This is a genomic window from Edaphobacillus lindanitolerans, from assembly GCF_900156305.1.
GTDB classification, from domain to species: Bacteria; Bacillota; Bacilli; order Bacillales_A; family Planococcaceae; genus Bhargavaea; species Bhargavaea lindanitolerans.
In genome coordinates, this window is record NZ_FTPL01000002.1 from 138272 (window position 1) to 155594 (window position 17323).

General features: G+C 59.1%; 20 protein-coding genes. 5 read left to right on the forward strand and 15 right to left on the reverse strand.

Features of this window, described 5'->3' with window-relative positions; genetic code table 11:
- Positions 1-136 precede the first annotated feature (136 nt).
- Both plsY and B0B07_RS06755 read left to right on the forward strand, forming a co-directional pair.
- On the forward strand, positions 137-739 hold the full coding sequence (gene plsY / locus B0B07_RS06750; RefSeq protein WP_076757648.1) for a glycerol-3-phosphate 1-O-acyltransferase PlsY: 603 nt from the start codon (positions 137-139) through the stop codon (positions 737-739).
- A 28-nt stretch (positions 740-767) separates the two neighbouring features.
- A complete protein-coding gene (locus tag B0B07_RS06755; RefSeq protein WP_407643865.1) occupies positions 768-1067 on the forward strand; it encodes a HesB/YadR/YfhF family protein in 300 nt (99 codons plus the stop codon).
- Between the two features lie 12 nt (positions 1068-1079).
- On the opposite strand, the gene B0B07_RS06760 is transcribed toward B0B07_RS06755, so the two are convergent.
- From B0B07_RS06760 to acnA, 3 genes are all read right to left on the reverse strand, one after another.
- The gene (locus B0B07_RS06760) at positions 1080-1400 is read right to left on the reverse strand and encodes a hypothetical protein (protein ID WP_076757650.1); all 321 of its coding nucleotides are present in this window, start codon (positions 1398-1400) and stop codon (positions 1080-1082) included.
- Positions 1400-1825, reverse strand: coding sequence for an acyl-CoA thioesterase (locus B0B07_RS06765; RefSeq protein WP_076757651.1), 426 nt, complete (start codon positions 1823-1825; stop codon positions 1400-1402). Before B0B07_RS06765 ends, B0B07_RS06760 begins: the two co-directional genes overlap by 1 nt.
- A 397-nt stretch (positions 1826-2222) precedes the next feature.
- A complete protein-coding gene (gene acnA, locus B0B07_RS06770; RefSeq protein ID WP_076757652.1) occupies positions 2223-4937 on the reverse strand; it encodes an aconitate hydratase AcnA in 2715 nt (904 codons plus the stop codon).
- A 506-nt stretch (positions 4938-5443) separates the two neighbouring features.
- Between acnA and B0B07_RS06775 the strand changes: the two genes are divergently transcribed.
- Positions 5444-5695, forward strand: coding sequence for a GlsB/YeaQ/YmgE family stress response membrane protein (locus tag B0B07_RS06775; protein ID WP_076757653.1), 252 nt, complete (start codon positions 5444-5446; stop codon positions 5693-5695).
- 52 nt (positions 5696-5747) lie between these two features.
- Here the strand turns inward: B0B07_RS06775 and B0B07_RS06780 are convergent, their stop codons facing one another.
- The 5 genes from B0B07_RS06780 to B0B07_RS06800 all read right to left on the reverse strand — a co-directional run bounded on the left by B0B07_RS06780 (position 5748) and on the right by B0B07_RS06800 (position 7836).
- Complete coding sequence (locus B0B07_RS06780) at positions 5748-6428, reverse strand: lytic transglycosylase domain-containing protein (RefSeq protein ID WP_076757654.1); 681 nt, start codon at positions 6426-6428, stop codon at positions 5748-5750.
- A gap of 45 nt (positions 6429-6473) precedes the next feature.
- Positions 6474-7070: an SCO family protein gene (locus tag B0B07_RS06785; protein ID WP_076758359.1), complete on the reverse strand. Its 597-nt coding sequence runs from the start codon at positions 7068-7070 to the stop codon at positions 6474-6476.
- 90 nt (positions 7071-7160) lie between these two features.
- Entirely contained in the window at positions 7161-7301 is a 141-nt protein-coding gene (locus B0B07_RS06790) for a YvrJ family protein (RefSeq protein ID WP_076757655.1), read from the reverse strand.
- A 64-nt stretch (positions 7302-7365) separates the two neighbouring features.
- Entirely contained in the window at positions 7366-7584 is a 219-nt protein-coding gene (locus tag B0B07_RS06795; protein ID WP_076757656.1) for a DUF2922 domain-containing protein, read from the reverse strand.
- A gap of 33 nt (positions 7585-7617) precedes the next feature.
- Complete coding sequence (locus B0B07_RS06800; protein ID WP_076757657.1) at positions 7618-7836, reverse strand: DUF1659 domain-containing protein; 219 nt, start codon at positions 7834-7836, stop codon at positions 7618-7620.
- Positions 7837-7947: 111 nt separating this feature from the next.
- Between B0B07_RS06800 and B0B07_RS06805 the strand changes: the two genes are divergently transcribed.
- Positions 7948-8376: a DUF2621 domain-containing protein gene (locus tag B0B07_RS06805; RefSeq protein WP_076757658.1), complete on the forward strand. Its 429-nt coding sequence runs from the start codon at positions 7948-7950 to the stop codon at positions 8374-8376.
- A gap of 81 nt (positions 8377-8457) precedes the next feature.
- On the opposite strand, the gene B0B07_RS06810 is transcribed toward B0B07_RS06805, so the two are convergent.
- The 6 genes from B0B07_RS06810 to B0B07_RS06835 form a co-directional block, all read right to left on the reverse strand.
- The gene (locus B0B07_RS06810; RefSeq protein WP_076757659.1) at positions 8458-8991 is read right to left on the reverse strand and encodes a CcdC family protein; all 534 of its coding nucleotides are present in this window, start codon (positions 8989-8991) and stop codon (positions 8458-8460) included.
- Positions 8984-9316: a thioredoxin family protein gene (locus tag B0B07_RS06815; RefSeq protein ID WP_076757660.1), complete on the reverse strand. Its 333-nt coding sequence runs from the start codon at positions 9314-9316 to the stop codon at positions 8984-8986. The genes B0B07_RS06810 and B0B07_RS06815 overlap by 8 nt, the downstream gene beginning before the upstream one ends.
- 24 nt (positions 9317-9340) lie before the next feature.
- Positions 9341-10051, reverse strand: a complete 711-nt coding sequence (locus B0B07_RS06820; protein WP_076757661.1) for a cytochrome c biogenesis CcdA family protein — start codon at positions 10049-10051, stop codon at positions 9341-9343.
- 294 nt (positions 10052-10345) lie between these two features.
- Positions 10346-12139, reverse strand: a complete 1794-nt coding sequence (locus tag B0B07_RS06825; protein ID WP_076757662.1) for an ABC transporter ATP-binding protein — start codon at positions 12137-12139, stop codon at positions 10346-10348.
- Positions 12139-13893 carry an ABC transporter ATP-binding protein gene (locus B0B07_RS06830; protein ID WP_076757663.1) on the reverse strand — a complete coding sequence of 585 codons (1755 nt, stop codon included), beginning with the start codon at positions 13891-13893 and terminating at the stop codon, positions 12139-12141. Before B0B07_RS06830 ends, B0B07_RS06825 begins: the two co-directional genes overlap by 1 nt.
- Positions 13894-13975: 82 nt before the next feature.
- A complete protein-coding gene (locus B0B07_RS06835) occupies positions 13976-14308 on the reverse strand; it encodes a YolD-like family protein (RefSeq protein WP_076758361.1) in 333 nt (110 codons plus the stop codon).
- A gap of 110 nt (positions 14309-14418) precedes the next feature.
- Here B0B07_RS06835 and B0B07_RS06840 point away from each other — a divergent pair, with 110 nt between their 5' ends.
- Complete coding sequence (locus B0B07_RS06840; protein WP_076757664.1) at positions 14419-15825, forward strand: vWA domain-containing protein; 1407 nt, start codon at positions 14419-14421, stop codon at positions 15823-15825.
- 151 nt (positions 15826-15976) lie between these two features.
- Here B0B07_RS06840 and B0B07_RS06845 read toward each other — a convergent pair whose 3' ends face one another.
- Positions 15977-17230: a Y-family DNA polymerase gene (locus B0B07_RS06845; RefSeq protein WP_076757665.1), complete on the reverse strand. Its 1254-nt coding sequence runs from the start codon at positions 17228-17230 to the stop codon at positions 15977-15979.
- Between the last annotated feature and the right edge of the window lie 93 nt (positions 17231-17323).

Here is a 17323-nt window from a genome sequence, read left to right on the forward strand (position 1 = left end):
ATGTTGTCCCGGAATTGGGCTGCCGAAAGGCCGGGCTTTTCGGCACTGTTTTCTGCTTCGCGTCATTGTACGGACCCGGCCGTTAAGGTAAACTGAAAGTGACTTTACAGTTACTTTAATCAACGAGGTGCGTTTTATGCAGATTGCAGCCATGCTGCTGGCCGCGTACCTGCTCGGATCGATTCCGGCGGGTCTGTGGATCGGCAAACTATTTTATCATACGGATATCCGGGAATCCGGAAGCGGGAACCTCGGTGCGACCAACTCGTTCCGCGTCCTCGGCAAAAAAGCGGGGATCGCCGTCACCGCGATCGACATCCTGAAGGGGACCGCAGCGGTGCTCCTGCCGCTTCTCCCCGTCTTTCATGATGCGAACATCCATCCTCTGACGCTCGGGATCGCGGCGGTGATCGGCCACATGTTCCCGGTGTTCGCAAAATTCCGCGGAGGCAAGGCGGTCGCCACGTCCGGCGGCGTGATCCTCGGATACAGCTGGCCGTTCTTCCTCGTCCTGATCGCCTCGTTCCTCATCGTGCTCAAACTGTCGAAGATCGTGTCGCTCACATCGATGGCCATGGGTGTGGTCGGCCTCATCTATGCGACCGTGAACTATTTCGTCACCGGGGATCTGTACCTGCTCATCGTCATCCTGCTGCTGACGGTGTTCATCTTCTACCGCCACCGGGCGAATATCGGACGGATCAAGGCGGGAACCGAGCCAAAAGTGAAGTGGCTCTAGTATACTTGGAGCATCTACACGAAAGGCGGTGTATCGGTTGAAGATCAAGATCAGCGACAAGGCGCTTACCTGGTTCAAAGATGAGATGGATGTTTCAACCGGCGATCACATCCGGTTCCGTGTCCGTTACGGCGGTGCCGGCCTGCAGCCCGGCTTTTCCCTCGCCCTGTCCAGCGATCGCCCCGAGTCCCCTGCGGCCAGCACGGACCGGGACGGCATCACGTTTTTCATCGAAGGGGACGACGACTGGTATTTCGACGGCCATGACCTGACGGTGGATTACAACGAACAATTGGATGAACCCGATTACCGGTACGAAAAAGCATGAGCTCCCAGGGGCTCATGCTTTTTTAGTTCCGCTGCCAAGCCGGAACCGGTCGATCAGGTCTTGCCGCCCCTCGGCTTCGAGGATGGCGTATTCCCGTTCTCCGAACAGGTCGAAATGAGGAAAATGCTCTTTGTGGTCGATCCACTCAGGCCTCAGCCCGTATGCCCTTCCCCACTCCTCCAGTCTGGAGAGATCCGCGCAGCCGGCTTTCGTGACGGTGTGGCAGCCGGGAAAACGGTCGTCGAGCCAATAGTGCGTCAGGAAGGCGATCTCCCCCCGCCTGACGGCCGCTTTCCACTCATTTAGTTCTGCACGCTTGATCCCGAATGCCATCAGTCCGTTTCCTTGGCGATCTCGATGTACTTCGCCTCCCACTCCGGATCGATCTTCCGGAGTGCCACAGGACGGAAGGACTCCTTGTGGACGAGCGTATGCACCGAGCTTCCGGTCGCCGCAACGGTCCCGTCCGGATGGGCAATCTCATAGCCGTAAGTGGTCCTGAGCCGGCCGTGCTGCTCAATCCAGGTCCGGATGACGGCCGTATCCCCGTAGCGCATCGGCTGCTTGTAGCTGATGTTCAGGTCGATCACCGGGGACAGATACCCCTTTTCCTCGAGACCGGCATAGGAAAAGCCGATGTCCCGGATAAGTGCCGTGCGTCCGATCTCCATCCAGACCAGATAGTTGGCATGATAGACCACACCCATCTGATCTGTCTCCGCGTACCGGACTTCCACTGTTGTTTCACTGATATGCATGCTTTACCACCTCTCTCTTCTATTATAAAGGAAGCGGGCCGGATTCGCCGGTTCTGAGGTGCCGGGTCTGGGGCGTGCCGGGAGGCGGACCACGTGAAGTGGGTTCTCTCGATCGGGCGGAGGGAGGTTTGCGGCTGATTTACGGGCTGGCGGTTTATCGCGTCCAATCCGGAACAGTCCGCGACCGATTTTCCTGCATCGCAGGTTTTTACGGCCGATCTGGGGCGGTTCCCGGCCGATCGGGAGTCGTTCGCGGCCGATCCACTCACTGCCGGGTTTTCGCGTCCGATCGAGACCGGTTCGCGCCCGATCACACACTGCCGCTTCCCCAAGTTCCCCGCGCCCCCCATACAAGAAAAAGCCGGAAGGGAGAGTCCCTTCCGGCTTTCTATATCAATCAGTTGTTTTTCAGCTTGTCGCGGAGGACCATCTGAAGGATGCCGCCGTTGCGGTAGTAGTCAACTTCGACTTCGGAGTCAAAGCGTGCGAGTGCCTGGAATTCCTTGACGGAACCGTCCGGCGAAGTGGCCGTGACTGTCAGGATGTCGCGTGGCTTGACCGTGTCGGTGATGTTGACGCTGATTTCCTCTTCACCGGTCAGGCCGAGGGTTTCCACGTTTTCGCCTTTCATGAACTGGAGCGGGAGAACGCCCATCATGACGAGGTTCGAACGGTGGATCCGCTCGTAGCTTTCCGCGATGACCGTCCTGATGCCGAGAAGGTTGGTACCCTTCGCAGCCCAGTCGCGGGAAGAGCCCATGCCGTAGTCTTTGCCGGCGAGGATCGCAAGGCCCGTACCGTCTTCCTGGTACTTCATGGCTGCATCGTAGATCGGGAGGATCTCTTTGGTCGGCCAGTAAGTCGTGTAGCCGCCTTCCGTCCCTTTTGCGATCTGGTTGCGGATGCGGATGTTGGCGAACGTGCCGCGCATCATCACTTCGTGGTTACCACGGCGGGAACCGTACGAGTTGAAGTAGCGGGGCTCCACTCCGCGTTCGCGCAGGTACTTGCCGGCCGGCGTGTCTTTGCCGATGGCGCCTGCAGGCGAGATGTGGTCGGTCGTGATCGAGTCGCCGAACTTGCCGATGACGCGCAGGTTCGCAAGCGTTTCGATCGGGCTCGCTTCTTTCGAAAGGCCTTCGAAGAACGGCGGGTTCTGGATGTACGTCGAGTTTTCGTCGAAGTCATACAGGGAATCATCCGTCGTTTCGATGGCGTTCCAGCGCTCGTTTTCCGTGAAGACATGCTCATACTCTTTGCGGAACAGGTCCGGCGTGACCGTTTTTTCGATCTCCGCCTTCACTTCCTCGGAAGTTGGCCAGATGTCTTTCAGGTAAACGTCCGTGCCGTCCGTGCCCCGGCCGATCGGCTCTTTGTCGAAGTCGATGTCGACTTTGCCGGCCAGCGCGTAAGCAACGACGAGCGGCGGAGAGGCGAGGTAGTTGGCTTTGACGAGCGGGTGGATCCGGCCTTCAAAGTTCCGGTTCCCGGAAAGGACGGAAGACACGAGCAGGTCGTTGTCCATGATCGTCTTCTCGATTTCCGGAAGAAGCGGACCGGAGTTCCCGATGCATGTCGTACAGCCGTATCCGACTGTGTTGAAGCCGATTTTGTCGAGGTAGTCGTCGAGACCTGCTGCCTCAAGGTAGCCGGTGACGACTTTCGAACCCGGTGCAAGCGATGTCTTGACGTATGCCGGCGGGTAGATGCCGCGCTCGACCGCTTTTTTCGCGACGAGGCCGGCGCCGAGCATGACGTACGGGTTCGACGTGTTCGTGCAGGATGTGATCGCTGCAATCGCCAGGTCGCCCGTCTTCATGTCGACAGAGCGGCCGTCTTCGAATTCGATCGTGCCTTTCTTGTCGAATTCCTTTTCGGAGAGACCGAAGCCCTGGTTTCCTGCAGGCGCCGTGACGGCCTTGAGGAATTCTTCTTTCATCTTGGACATCGGAATGCGGTCCTGCGGGCGCTTAGGGCCGGAAAGGCTCGCCTCGATCGTGGACAGGTCGAGTTCGACGATATCCGTGTAGAACGGATCTTCCTTGTCCGGCGTGAAGAACATGCCGTTCTCTTCGAGGTATTTCTTCGTGACGGCGATGTGGTCTTCGTCACGGCCTGTCAGGCGCATGTAGTTGAGGGACTCTTCGTCAACCGGGAAGAATCCGCAAGTTGCGCCGTATTCAGGCGCCATGTTGGCGATCGTTCCGCGGTCTGCAAGCGGAAGCTTGGAGACGCCGGGGCCGAAGAACTCGACAAATTTGCCGACAACGCCTTTTTCGCGCAGGAGCTGCGTGACGCGGAGGGCAAGGTCAGTTGCCGTGGAGCCGTTCGGCAGGTCGCCGGTCAGCTTCACGCCGATGACTTCCGGAATTGGGAAGTAGGAAGGCTGTCCGAGCATGCCGGCTTCCGCCTCGATGCCGCCGACGCCCCAGCCGAGAACGCCGAGACCATTGATCATCGTCGTGTGGGAGTCGGTGCCGACGAGCGTATCCGGATACGTTTCGAATGTACCGTCTTCATTTTGGATTTCATGGACGACGCTTGCCAGGTACTCAAGGTTGACCTGGTGGACGATCCCCGTAGCCGGAGGAACGGCACGGTAGTTGTCGTATGCCTTCTGTGCCCAGTTCAGGAACTGATAGCGTTCGGCGTTGCGCTCGAATTCGAGCTCCATGTTCGCACGGAGTGCGTCTTCAGTTCCGTAGCGGTCAACCTGTACGGAGTGGTCGATGACGAGGTCAACCGGGATTTCCGGATTGATCTTGTCCGGGTTGCCGCCCATGTCGGCCATTGCCTGGCGCATCGACGCGAGGTCGACGACAACCGGGACACCCGTGAAGTCCTGAAGGATGACGCGGGAAGGCTTGAACGGCACTTCCGCTGCTGGATCAGCGTCTTTCCCCCATTTTGCAAGGTTTTCTACGTGCTCATCTTTGATTACATAGCCATCGTACTGACGAAGAACGGATTCCAGCAGCACTTTGATGGAGTAAGGCAGCCGTGTAACGTCTGCGATGCCCGCATCCTGAAGCGCTGCAAGACGATAGAAATTGTACGTCTTGCCGTTCAGTTCGAACGATTGGCGGCTGTTGTGCAGATTGCTTTTAGCCATTGCTTTTCCTCCTCTGACTCTACTGAAAAAGTCGGACGGATCCACTTTTCACACTTCCATCATATCGGAATAAAGATGATAAGTAAAATACGTAATTTAGATCGATGTACATAAGTAAATGTGATCGCTTGATCGGCTGCCGAATGCTTTTGTTTCCATTGGACATACTAAAACCCGGCGCAGTTGGCGCCGGGTTTGCCGTGCATCTCAGTAGAACGTCAGAAATTCCGTAGCGAGGGAGATGATGAATATCGAATGCACCGCAGCGAACAACAGACCGTAGCGATCAAGCTTTTTCGACAGTTCCATATCCATATGACCATCTCCTTTTTCATGATTATAAATGAAGGGACCTGTTATTTCAATACTTAAAACATTCTAAACCGGATTTTTTTGTGGTCCGGCGGAACGTTTTTTTGGTATTTAGGTTTTGAAGTTGGGCATAACGGATATATCAATTAATGTAAGCAGCACTATTCCATCACAAACCAAAAGGAGGAAACATCATGGGATTCATTATGTATCTGATCGTCGGCGGTATCATCGGCTGGCTCGCAGGACTCATCCTTGGAAAAGACATCCCGGGTGGCATCATCGGTAACATCATCGCAGGGATCATCGGTGCCTGGGTCGGCGGAGCGCTCTTCGGAGACTGGGGCCCGGACGTCGCGGGGATTGCAATCGTACCGGCACTGATTGGTGCGATCATCCTGGTGTTCATCGTCAGCTTCATTCTCAAAGCGATGCGCAGAGCGTAACAGCCGATAAAAAAGAGGACCTTTTCAGGTCCTCTTTTTTGTGTGTTTTTGTTCAATTGAAGTCATCGATCCTGGATTCATAATCCTCATAGAATGCGAGGACATCCTGGACATACTTGTCGCTGTGGTTATACCGGAAGACGGCTTGTCTGATTTCCCCGTCTGCCGCCCCGTTTTCGGACAGGTATGCCGCGGCACTGTAGACCGCATCTTTCAGGCTGTACGGATCTGCCTTGCCGTCGCCGTCCGCATCAACTCCGTAGCCGCCGTATTTGCGGATCACTTCCGGATCGGTCTTCTCCTCTTCCGGAATGTCGCCGGCTCCGAGTCCCGAGCATGTCGGATGCTGCCAGCCGACCCACGTGCACGGCATGAACTGCATATGCCCCTCGGCGCCTGCCGGGGAAAGGAGCGGATCCATTGTGCTGAAGCGGGTTTCCACCCGGTGATGGGCCGCCAGCAATGTCCACGGGATGCCGTATTCCGCTGCGGCTTCCTTGTACAGCGGGATATAGTTTTCCGGCACATCAACGTCAAACAGCCTGTCCGGCGCATGGAGTGCATATTGATTGAGTTCCCGGATGCCCGGCAATTCCCGGATCGTGTTCCAGAACAGCGCCGTCACCACATACATCACCATGAGGACCGGTATGAGGAAGATGATGGCCGCCAGCAGACAGCCCCGCTTCCGGAGGCGTCGCCTCGGCTTTTTCGCTTTCCTTCCTGTTGCCATCCTTCCCCTCCTCATGCAAAAGACCGGCTCATTCGCCGGCCCCGATCACTTGCCTTCCTTGATGAGTGCTGCCATGTCTTCCGTGATGATATCAAACGGGACATCGACATACCCGTCATAGCTTTTCACCGCATGCCCTTCCTGATCGACGAGGAAGAACGATGTGCCGTGTGTCACCTGATCGGAGTTCGGATCATCGATGACCGGCAGCTTGAACGACTTCACCGAGAACTTGGAGATTTCATCCTGTGAATAGCCCGTCAGCATTTCCCACTTTGATTCGTCTGCGACTTCGAACATATCCAGGTACTCCTGCAGCGCCTCGGGCGTATCATGATCCGGATCGACGCTGAATGAAACGATCTTGTAGTCCTCGATTCCCTTCGCCTTGATCCGGTCCTGGAGCTCCGTCATGTTGTACATCATCGGCGGGCAGACTGACGTGCAGTTCGTGAAGACGAATTGGGCCAGCCATACTTCGCCTTTCAAATCATCAAGCGAGACTTTCTCGCCGTGTTGGTCCGTATACTCAAACGATTGGACTTCCCAGTTGAAGTCCCCTTTGAACTTGCCTGCATTGCATGCGCCCAGCAGCATCGCCGCCGCCAAAGCGAAAACCGTGAATGCCAGGAGTTTTTTCATGTGCATTCCATCCTCCCACATCTCGTCTTTTTTCATCTTATCGGACAGCCACGGTCCATTCAAGCGGCAGACAGAGCATTTTCCGACAAATTATTGACCCTCTTGATGTGCATTCATCGAAACGAGCGCGTCATGGATGGCCACGAGCTTCGTCTCCACACGGTGCATCAGATAAAACGATACGAAAATCGGAAACCCGAGGTCTTGTATGAATGACATCCACTGCTCCATCTCCCCTGCCCCCTTTCCACGAATGAAAAACAGGGTCCTCCGGAGCTTTCCGGGGACCCTGCCGTCATGCCATGATGAGATCGGTCACTTCACGGGCAATGATGCGTGCGGTCGACACTTCCGCAAGCGGATGGCCTTCCGCTCCGAACACGCCGCTCGCGATGACCGCCTCCATGCGTTCCCGCACTTCTGCAGCCGTCAGCCCTTCTTTCGGTTCATCGACCGTCAGGTTCACCTTCTTGCCCCCCGCCGTCAAAAATCCGAGTTCCAATGTTTTCGCCATGCCTTCTCCCCCCTTTCCTGATTTCACTCACCGTCATGGCATGATGAATGCCGTTTCGATCCGGTCCGCCGAGATGAATTGCCGTTCGGACAGCCCTCCGAGCGCGATGACCGCCGCCAGCAGCTCTTCCGCGTCCGCACTGCCGGATACGTTCCGGTATACCTTCGTCCTCGTGACCGGCTTCCCCTCGCCGTCCGTTCCGGCGTCAAAGTAGAGCCGTAGGGAGGCATCCTTGAATTCAATGCTCGCCATTTCCATCCCCTCCTTTCACCCGTTACATAGGCTCTCTTGTCCGGAAGGATACCAGGGATGAAATTTCTCTCCCGCCCCTTTATAATGAGAGAGAATCCAAATGAGGTGAGAATGTTGCTACAAGGCTGGTTTCTCTGGTTTATCCTGTTCTGGGTCGTCGTCCTGGTCAGCCTGTTTGCGATCGGCGGCTTTTTCATGTTCCGCAAGTTCCTCAAAGTGTTTCCGAAGGAAGACGGGAAATCCACGCTCGACTGGGAAGAATATTATGTCGACCGTTCGCTGAAACTCTGGACGACCGAGTCCAAGGAACTCCTCAATGAACTGGTCGCACCGGTTCCCGAGCTGTTCCGCCCCGTCGCCAAACAGAAAATCGCGGGGAAGATCGGGCAGCTGGCGCTTGAGGAAAGAGCGAGACGGATCGAGTTTGATCATATTATCCGCGGATACATCCTGGCGACACCGAAGCGGGACCATAAATTCCTTCGCAAGAAGCTCGATGAAATGGAGATTGACGTCCGTCCCTATGAACAGCTGTTTTAATTACAAAAAAGCCCGGTCCGAATGGTTTTCGGACCGGGCTTTTTCTGTTGTTCTTCTTATCGTCCCAGCCTCCGGAAGGGATCACTCCTGGCCGCTCAGGGCGGACCGTTTCATCCGGCGGTTCAGCTTCTCGTATTGGACGTACATCGCAATCCGCCACGGGACGATCATCGCGAACGCAAGCAGGAAGAACATGCCCGCCAGTTCACCGACGTCGATCGAGCTGCTCAGGATGAGCTTGGCGATCACCCGGAAGATGAGCAGTCCCACGAGGATATAGATGAACGCCTTGGACGGCTTCAGGTAGATCTCCTCCCCGATCGTCTCGAACTTGGACGTCCTGATCAGGATGACCGAGAACAGCAGACCGACGAGCGCCGCTTCCAGGACGTGGGTCCACGGAACCTTGAACGGGTCAAACAGGAACATGAGGGCGCCGCTCGACATCATGACCGGCGGCAGGAGAATCTTCCTGGCGCTTGCCGGCCGCTTTGCCGACCGGGATCGCACGATGAGCGCCATGATGCCCATGAAGGCGAAGGCGACCGTGGAACCGATGATGAGGACGGGGGCCGGCACCTCTTCAAACACCTGGTTGATCCAATCGTTAATCATAGGATTCACCCGTCATCTCTTCCAATTCATCCATTCTCCGTTCCAGGTCGGCCATCGGCACGAACCGGGCAAAGCGGGCGAATTCCCGTCCCTTCCTGAACAGGAGGACGACCGGAGCGGAAAACAGCGAAAGCTGCCCTGCCAGTTCCGGTACACGGGCTGCATTTACATGATAGAACGGAAAGCCGTAATCTTCTTCGATTGCGGCGACCTGGGGAAACAGCGCCTCACAGACCGAGCAGTTGTCGGTCTTGACGAATAGGAGGAGCGTTTCCTCTTCTTCGAGCGTCTGCAGCCAGTCGTTGTAAGTGTTGATTTCCTCCATATCGTGTTGCTCCTTCTCTCAGAATCAGAATCCCTGGAAGTCCCCGAAGAACGGGCTCAGCCAGCCGATGATTTTCGTCATGCCGTCGAAGAACAACAGAATCCCGACGAGGATCATGATCCAGCCGCCGACTTTCATGATGATGTTGCTGTATTTGCGGATGACGCCGAGCTTGGTGATGAAGAATGACAGGACAAAGAACGGGATGGCGAAGCCGAATACATAGGAAAGCATATAAAGCATGCCCGCGTCCGGATTCTGGCCTGCCAGGGTGATGATCGCCCCGACGATCGGGCCGTTGCACGGCGTCCATCCGGCGGCGAACGCCAGACCGACGACCATCGTGCCGAGGTAGCCGGCCGGGCGGCTCTTGAACTGGATTTTCCGTTCTTTCATGAGGAAGTCCGGCTGCAGCACCCCGACGATCATCAGTCCGAACAGGACGATGAAGATGGCTCCGACCTGGCGGAGCAGATTATCGTATTTGAGGAAAAACTCCCCGATGATCGAAGTCCCGAATCCGAGCGCCACGAAAATGATCGAAAAGCCGATCAGGAAGAACAGGGTGTGAAGGATGCCGGTCTTCGTCATCTTTTTCTGGTCGGACTTCAGGTCTTCAAGCGACATTCCCGTGATGTACGAAACGAATGCAGGATAAAGAGGCAGCGAACACGGTGAAATGAAGCTGAGGAAACCCGCTCCGAAGGCCAGGAGTATATTGAGATCCGTAGACATACCGGTCCCCCTTTCTCAGTTGCTCATCCTATCGTACCAAAATCACCCCGGGTTTGCGCCTGTTCCGCCTGTGACAGTTTGTTGTCCGAGTGGTTGTTGGGGTGGCATCACGGACGTTGCGGGTGATCGCGTCCGGAGCGCGAGTGGAACCATGCGGGGCACGAGTGAGCGCGCAGGTGAACCGGATGGGATCACGGCAGCATGGTCCGGTCCCTGCAAGACCGCAGAGCCGCACGCTCCATCCCGGTAAAACAGCAAAGCAGAACCGGATGATTCCGGTTCTGCTTCATGGGATCAGCCTGCCTCATCGCCGAGGATGCCGTTCTGCAGGCGGTACATATTGTAATAGAGCCCTTTCTTGGCAAGCAGTTCCCGGTGGCTGCCGCGTTCGACGATCTCGCCCTGATGGAGGACGAGAATGAGTTCGGCGTCCTGGATCGTGCTGAGCCGGTGGGCAATGGCGATGGTCGTCCGCCCCTTCCGCATGCGGGCAAGGCCTTCCTGGATCGCCGCCTCGGTTTCCGTGTCGATGTTCGCCGTCGCCTCGTCGAGCACGAGGATCTTCGGATCGGCGGCCATCGTCCGGGCAAAGGCGATGAGCTGGCGCTGGCCGCCCGAGAAGGTCGTCCCCCGCTCCGTCACTTTCTGGCGGTATCCGTCCGGCAGCTTCCGGATGAACGGATCGGCCTGGACAAATTCGGCCGCCGCCCGGACATCGGCCGGCGTGACCGACTCATTGAACAGCCGGATGTTGCTCTCGATGTCGCCGTAGAACAGAAACGGATCCTGCAGGACGAGCCCCATCTTCTGCCGGAGCTCCCCCTTCGGATATTCCCGGATCGGCTTTCCGTCGACCAGGATATCCCCGCGGCCGAATTCGTAGAACCGCATGAGCAGATTGATGATCGAGCTTTTCCCGGAGCCGGTGTGCCCGACGAGCGCCACCGTTTCCCCCGGGTTTGCCGTGAATGTGATGTGCTTCAGCACGTCGTTTTTCCCGTCATAGGCAAACGACACGTCCCGGAACTCGATTTTCCCTTCCTGGATCTCCGAACTTCCGTCCGCCGGCTGGGCCGGCTCCAGTTCCGGGTCATCCATGAGCACGAACACCCGCTGCGCCGACACGATGGCCTGCTGGAAGATCGACAGGCGCTGCATGACCTGGTTGATCGGCTCGAAGAAGCGGTCGATGTACGTGACGAACGCATAGATGACGCCGACCTCGACCGGACTGCTGAATGACGTGATGCCGAAGTACGACAGCAGCAGGATGATGCCGAGCGCATAGACGAGGTCGACCGCCGGCCGCAGGAGCAGCCCGTCGAGGCGGATGTTGCGCATGCCGGCTTCATAATGCTTTTCATTGATCTCCCCGAATTCCTTCCGCAGCCGCTTCTCCTGTCGGAACGCCTGCACCATGCCCATGCCGTTCAGCGACTCGGCGATCTTGCCGTTGAGCTGGCTGAGGCGCTCGCGCAGATCCTGGTAAAACCCGGAGCTGTACTTCCGGTAGACGGCCATGATGAGGAAGATGAACGGAAGCAGAAGGAGCGTGATGAGCGCGAGCCGGACATTGAGGATGAACATGGCGACATAGACGCCGGCGATGAGGAACCCGCTCTGCAGGAACCCGACGAGCACATCCACGAACATTTCGAGGATTGCTTCCGTGTCGTTGGTCACACGCGAGACGATCCCGCCTGCCGGTGTCCGGTCGAAGAAGCGCATGCCGAGGCGCTGGACTTTGGAAAATGCGTCGATCCGGATCTGGCGGACGATTTTCAGGGCGATCTCCTGGAACTTGAGCAGCTGGACATAGCCGAACACCGTATTGAGCACGAGGATGATCAGATAAGCCGCGCCCAGCGACCAGAGCGGACCTGCGGGGAACGTGCCCGGCGTCAGATAGTCATCGATGAAGATCTTGATGAGCACCGGGCCGAGCACGTTGCCGAGCACCATGAGCCCGAGGAGCACGAGGGCGAAGACCGCGGCCTTCGTGTGGGGACGGATATAGCCCATCAGCCGCTTCAGCACCTGCCATTGTTCCCGGTTGCTGAGGACCGGCTGCTTTTCCTGCTTTTCCATCACGAATCCCCTCCCTGCTCGACGAGCGCCTCCAGCTGCTGCAGCTCGTACATTTCATAATATTGCCCGCGCAGGGCCATCAGTTCGTCGTGGGTCCCTTTTTCGGCGACCGTGCCGCCGTCCATGACGATGATCTGGTGCGCGTGCTGGATCGCACTCATCCGGTGGGACGTGATGATCGTCGTCTCCCCCTGCCGCTCCGCCTTCAGGGAACGGAGGATCGCCTCCTCCGTCCGCGCATCGACTGCGGAGAGCGAATCGTCGAGAATGAGCAGTTCGGGATCCATGAGGAGGGCGCGCGCAATCGAAATGCGCTGCTTCTGCCCTCCGGAGAGCGAGACGCCCCGCTCCCCGACGACCGTTTCATAGCCGTCCGCAAACCCGAGGATGTCCCCGTCGATCTGGGCGAGCCGCGCGGCGCGGCGCACATCCCCGATCGGTGCGTCGATGTCCGTGAAGGCGATGTTCTCCCGGATCGTCGCCGAGAACAGGAAATGGTCCTGCGGCACATAGCCGATCGCCTCGCGGAGCCGCTCTTTCCGGTAGTCGCCGATCGGGATGCCTCCATAGGAAATGAGGCCCTCATAACCGTCGAACTCCCGCAGCAGCAGCTTCAGGATCGCCGTTTTGCCGGAACCCGTCCGGCCGACGATGCCGAGCGTCTCGCCGCGGCGGAGTTCGAAACGGACGTCCTTCAATGCCGTGCGCCCATCGCCGGGGAACCGGAATTCCCGGACATCGAACGAAAGGTCGCCCCCGGGCTTCCGGTCGATCGCCCCCGGGACGTCCCGGACTTCGGGTTCCACGGCGAGAAGGTCCATGATCCGGCCGTACGAGGCGCGGCCGCGCTCGACGATGTTGAACAGGAATCCGAATGCCAGCATCGGCCAGACGAGCAGGCCGAGATAGGCCGTGAAGGCGACAAGGTCCCCGACGCTCATCTCGCCCGCCACGATGAAGCGGGAGCCGAACGCGACCGAGAGGAAGAAGGAAATGCCGACGATGAGCGAGATCGTCGGGTCGAACAGGGCATCGACCTTCGCGACCCGGACGTTCTTGTCGACGACGTCCGCGGACAGCCTGCGGAAGTCCTCGATGTCCTCTTCCTCCTGGCCGAACGTCTTGATGACCTTGATGCCCGATATGCTTTCCTGCGTCTTGTCGTTCAGATCGGAGAACGCTTCCTGTGCGCCCCGGAACCGCTCGTGGAGCATGCGGCCGTACCAGCTCGTCAGGACGGCCATGAACGGCATCGGCAGGAGGGCGATCAGCGTCAGCTTCCAGCTGATCGTGAACGCCATCGCCAGGATGACGGCGCCGCCCGTCGTGAGCGAGTCGACGAGCGTCAGCACACCCTGCCCCGCCGTCATCTGGACCGCCCGGAGGTCATTCGTCGCATGCGCCATCAGGTCGCCGACCCGGCGCTGCTGGTAGAACGACGGCGACTGTTCGGTGAAATGGCGGAACAGCCGCTCCCGCATCTGGCGCCCGAGCAGAACCGAGGAACCAAAAATCATGATCCGCCAATAGTAGCGGAGGACATACATGCCGAGCGCCGCCCCGGCCAGCACGAGCAGCCATTTTCCGAGGCCGCCCGGCGTCAGCTCGCCGAGCCGGATCTCATCGACGACGAATCCGATGATCCGCGGCGGGAGAAGCTGGAGCACGGCCACGACGATCAGCATGAGGATGCCGAAGATGTACTGCTTCTTTCTCTCTTTAAAGAACCACCCCAGTTGCATGAACACTTTCACAGACCCCGGTCCCCCTTCAGTTTTCAAAGCCGATATCCAGTGTAGCAAATGTTCCGAATCTAGAGAAGTACCGGAAAACAAATTATCCGGTAACTGAAATATCCCGGACGTCCGCCGTCCGGATGATGTGCGGCTCCCCGTCCCCGCCCACCATCCGGATCGTTCCCGTCAGCGGGTCGAAATGATGGACCCGTCCCGCACAGTCCATCTCCCCGCCGGCCGTCCTGCAGCGGATGGCGAGCCCCATGCCGGATTCGAGCGCCTCGTGCAGCAGCCGGTCCCATTCCTCCAGCTGCTGGGCATCCGGTTCGGACGGCTCTCCCCGCCCTTCCCCTTCCTGCCATTCCCTGAGCAGCCTCAGGTGTTCCGGGAGCATCATCGCCGTCCATTTGATGTTTCCCCTGTCGCGGATCATCCGCACCAATCCTTTCCCGAAATCATTGATTGTCCGGCGCGCTGAAACTTTTTCCGCCGCCGGCCCGTATGGAGCTGTGTAGTACATAAGCCTTCAAAGGAGGTATCCTGATGAAATCATTTCTGCCTCTCCTGCTTGCAGCCGTCCTCCTCGCCGGCTGTTCCGGCGGCGGACCCGCTGCCGATGAAAGCAATCCGCCGCCTCAGGACAGCGGCACCGGGGATAAGGGCGAGGAGCGGACGCCGCCCGCCTCCCTGCCGGACGGCCCCGCGCAGGCCGCGACCCCGGATGAGCTGGCCGCGCTGACCGCCGGCACGCTGACCGCGGAATTTCCCGTTGAACAGGAGGCATCCACATGGAGCCGGCGGGAAGTGCCGGAGGAAATACACGACGCCTTCCTGAACGAGATGCAGGCGGTCTCCGCCGGCAAGGACGATGCCGATGCCTGGTTCGCCGCGATCGCCGGGACACTTGCCACGCCGGCCTACGGGGAGCTCGTTCCGTGGCTTGTCGGGTTCCGGCCCGATTTTGACGAGCCCCTCCTGCCGGAACCCGAGGAACGGACGGCGGAAGATAGCCGTGCCGACATCCCGGACCGGGCGGTCATCCTCCTCGATGCCAGCTCCAGCATGCTGCTCGAGGCGGACGGACGGCTCAAGATGGACACGGCCAAGAGCGCCGTGCGAAGCTTCGGCCGCACGATCGGCCAGAAGAGCGACGTGTCCCTCTACGTGTACGGGCACGCGGGCACCCAGAACCGGTCCGACAAAGAACTGTCCTGCGGCACGATCGACGAAGTGTTTCCGGCCGGCCCGTATGACGAGGAACGCTTCAATAAGGCCGTCGACGGGGTGAAGGCCGCGGGCTGGACGCCGCTCGCCGGCGCCATCCGCCAGGCACGGGAAGACCTTGCCGGGACCGACGGCGACATCACCGTATACATCGTGAGCGACGGGGCAGAGACGTGCGGAGGCGACCCGGTCGGGGAAGCGGACGCGTTCGTGGCCGATCATCCGGGCCGCCATGTCGACATCATCGGCTTCCAGGTCGACGCGGAAGCCGAAAGCCAGCTCAAGTCGGTGGCGGAAGCCGGGAACGGCCGCTACCTCGGGGCCGATACGCTTGAGGAGATGACCGGCGGCATCGCGGAGATGTGGCTGCCTTCGGACCTCGACCTCTCCCTGCTCGTATTCCAGTCGCCGAACGGCTGGGCGAGCTCCACGGCGCTCCACCATATCTCGGACAAATCCTCCCTCACCAAGCGGTCTGTCTTTACCGAGCACCTCCGCTTCCTCGGCGCGGCCGATCTTCTGTTGGAAGAAGGGCTGATCGGCGAAGACACACGGGATGAGCTTCTTGCGATGGCCGACAGCCGGAAGGACACCCACGCCCGGCTGCTGGACGAACTTGCGGAAGAGAAGCGGGATGCCGTCACTTCGGAAGTCGAGCGCATCGACAAAAAGATCGACGACTACCGAACCCGCATGGAAAAACTGAAAAAAGAACAGGGCGACTGAAGCCCGGGTTGCAGGCGGCCGTTCCGGGATGGGGCGGCCGCCTGTTTGGATGGGCGGCATATTGGACGCGCGGGTGTGTGCCGTCTTGAGTGAGGGCGCTCACCGCATGAGCGGACGCTTTGGAATGCCGGGCGGATTCATGGCTCCCGTTTCAGATCTTGTGGCCGCCGATCAGTTTGGCCCGGCCGACCGCGGTGCCGGCATCCGTGTAGGAAACGGCACGGAGAATGGCGGCCGGCCCGTATTTGGAGCGGATGGCATCCATCGCGGCGCCGAGCTTGCGCTCCTCCCACTTGCGCGTCTCGAACAGGCTGAGCTGCATGGAGCGCTCATCCTCCAGATTGGAGATCGAGATCGCCAGGCGCCGGATCGGCCGGCCGTCATGGAATTCATCGAGCAGTTCCATGCACGTCCGGTAGATCGCCATCGTGGCATTGGTCGGCACTTCCACGGAACGCGACCGGCCGAACCCGCCGCCGTACGCATCTTCGCTGTAGCCGGCGGACAGATGGATGGTCCGGCCCGCCCTGCCCGCTTCGCGCGCACGCCGGCCGACGTCCTCGCACATCTCCAGGATGACCGCAAGGATGTCCTCCCGCTTCACATAATCCCGGAACAGCACCTGACCTTTCCCGTAGCTCACCTGGCCGGCGATGAGCGGGGCGCCGAGCTCCGACAGATCGATCCCCCATGCGTGGTGGTACAGCTGGTTGCCCATGACGCCGAATTCCTTCTCAAGCACCGCGAGATCCGCGTGGGCCAGATCACCGACGGAAAAAATGCCGAGCCCGTTCAGGCGCTTCTCGATCCGGCGCCCGATGCCCCACATCCCGGACAGCGGGGCGACGGGCCAGAGCTTTTCGGGAACGTCCCCGTATGTCCACCGGGCGAATCCCGTCTTCTTGGCATCCAGGTCCAGCGCGAGCTTCGCCATGAGCATGTTCGGCCCCATCCCGATTGCGGACGGCATCTGGAATTGGGCGAGCAGCTGGTCCCCGATCCGCTTGGCCGTTTCCTCCGGCGGGCCCCACAGCCGCTCCGTGCCGCCGAGATCGACGAACGCCTCATCGATGCTGTACACATGGATCGCTTCCCTCGGGACGTACTCGTTCAGAAGGCGGGTGATCTCCATCGAGAGGCCGATATAAAATCCCATCTTCGGCTCGATGAGGCGGATCGACGGATCATCGGGTATTTCGTACAGCCGGTTGCCCGTGCGGACACCGAATTCCTTTTTCAGCCGGGGCGAGGCGGCGAGCACGACGCTCCCTTTCCGGTCCCGGTCTCCGATGATCGCAATCGGCTCCTTCATCACGTCAAGCCCTTCGTCGGCCGCGGCGCAGCTCGCATAGAAACTCCGCATGTCGAGACAGATGATCTTCCGGTCCGGCAGTCCCTCATGCATCCGATTTTCCTCCCTTCTTCTCTATTCATTCGATCCAGAACAGGTGTTCCCCTTCTTCAGTATAGCCAAACCGGACGGATTCATTCAACGGCA

Excerpts from the sequence above, each read along its gene's own strand:
- B0B07_RS06780 (WP_076757654.1), bottom strand. The coding sequence starts at position 6,428 with ATGGCAACAGGAAGGAAAGCGAAAAAGCCGAGGCGACGCCTCCGGAAG.
- plsY (WP_076757648.1), top strand. The coding sequence starts at position 137 with ATGCAGATTGCAGCCATGCTGCTGGCCGCGTACCTGCTCGGATCGATT.
- B0B07_RS06835 (WP_076758361.1), bottom strand. The coding sequence starts at position 14,308 with ATGATCCGCGACAGGGGAAACATCAAATGGACGGCGATGATGCTCCCG.
- B0B07_RS06800 (WP_076757657.1), bottom strand. The coding sequence starts at position 7,836 with ATGGCGAGCATTGAATTCAAGGATGCCTCCCTACGGCTCTACTTTGAC.
- B0B07_RS06795 (WP_076757656.1), bottom strand. The coding sequence starts at position 7,584 with ATGGCGAAAACATTGGAACTCGGATTTTTGACGGCGGGGGGCAAGAAG.
- B0B07_RS06760 (WP_076757650.1), bottom strand. The coding sequence starts at position 1,400 with ATGGCATTCGGGATCAAGCGTGCAGAACTAAATGAGTGGAAAGCGGCC.
- B0B07_RS06785 (WP_076758359.1), bottom strand. The coding sequence starts at position 7,070 with ATGAAAAAACTCCTGGCATTCACGGTTTTCGCTTTGGCGGCGGCGATG.
- B0B07_RS06825 (WP_076757662.1), bottom strand. The coding sequence starts at position 12,139 with ATGGAAAAGCAGGAAAAGCAGCCGGTCCTCAGCAACCGGGAACAATGG.
- B0B07_RS06840 (WP_076757664.1), top strand. The coding sequence starts at position 14,419 with ATGAAATCATTTCTGCCTCTCCTGCTTGCAGCCGTCCTCCTCGCCGGC.
- B0B07_RS06815 (WP_076757660.1), bottom strand. The coding sequence starts at position 9,316 with ATGGAGGAAATCAACACTTACAACGACTGGCTGCAGACGCTCGAAGAA.
- acnA (WP_076757652.1), bottom strand. The coding sequence starts at position 4,937 with ATGGCTAAAAGCAATCTGCACAACAGCCGCCAATCGTTCGAACTGAAC.
- B0B07_RS06790 (WP_076757655.1), bottom strand. The coding sequence starts at position 7,301 with ATGGAGCAGTGGATGTCATTCATACAAGACCTCGGGTTTCCGATTTTC.
- B0B07_RS06845 (WP_076757665.1), bottom strand. The coding sequence starts at position 17,230 with ATGCATGAGGGACTGCCGGACCGGAAGATCATCTGTCTCGACATGCGG.
- B0B07_RS06765 (WP_076757651.1), bottom strand. The coding sequence starts at position 1,825 with ATGCATATCAGTGAAACAACAGTGGAAGTCCGGTACGCGGAGACAGAT.
- B0B07_RS06820 (WP_076757661.1), bottom strand. The coding sequence starts at position 10,051 with ATGTCTACGGATCTCAATATACTCCTGGCCTTCGGAGCGGGTTTCCTC.
- B0B07_RS06805 (WP_076757658.1), top strand. The coding sequence starts at position 7,948 with ATGTTGCTACAAGGCTGGTTTCTCTGGTTTATCCTGTTCTGGGTCGTC.
- B0B07_RS06810 (WP_076757659.1), bottom strand. The coding sequence starts at position 8,991 with ATGATTAACGATTGGATCAACCAGGTGTTTGAAGAGGTGCCGGCCCCC.
- B0B07_RS06775 (WP_076757653.1), top strand. The coding sequence starts at position 5,444 with ATGGGATTCATTATGTATCTGATCGTCGGCGGTATCATCGGCTGGCTC.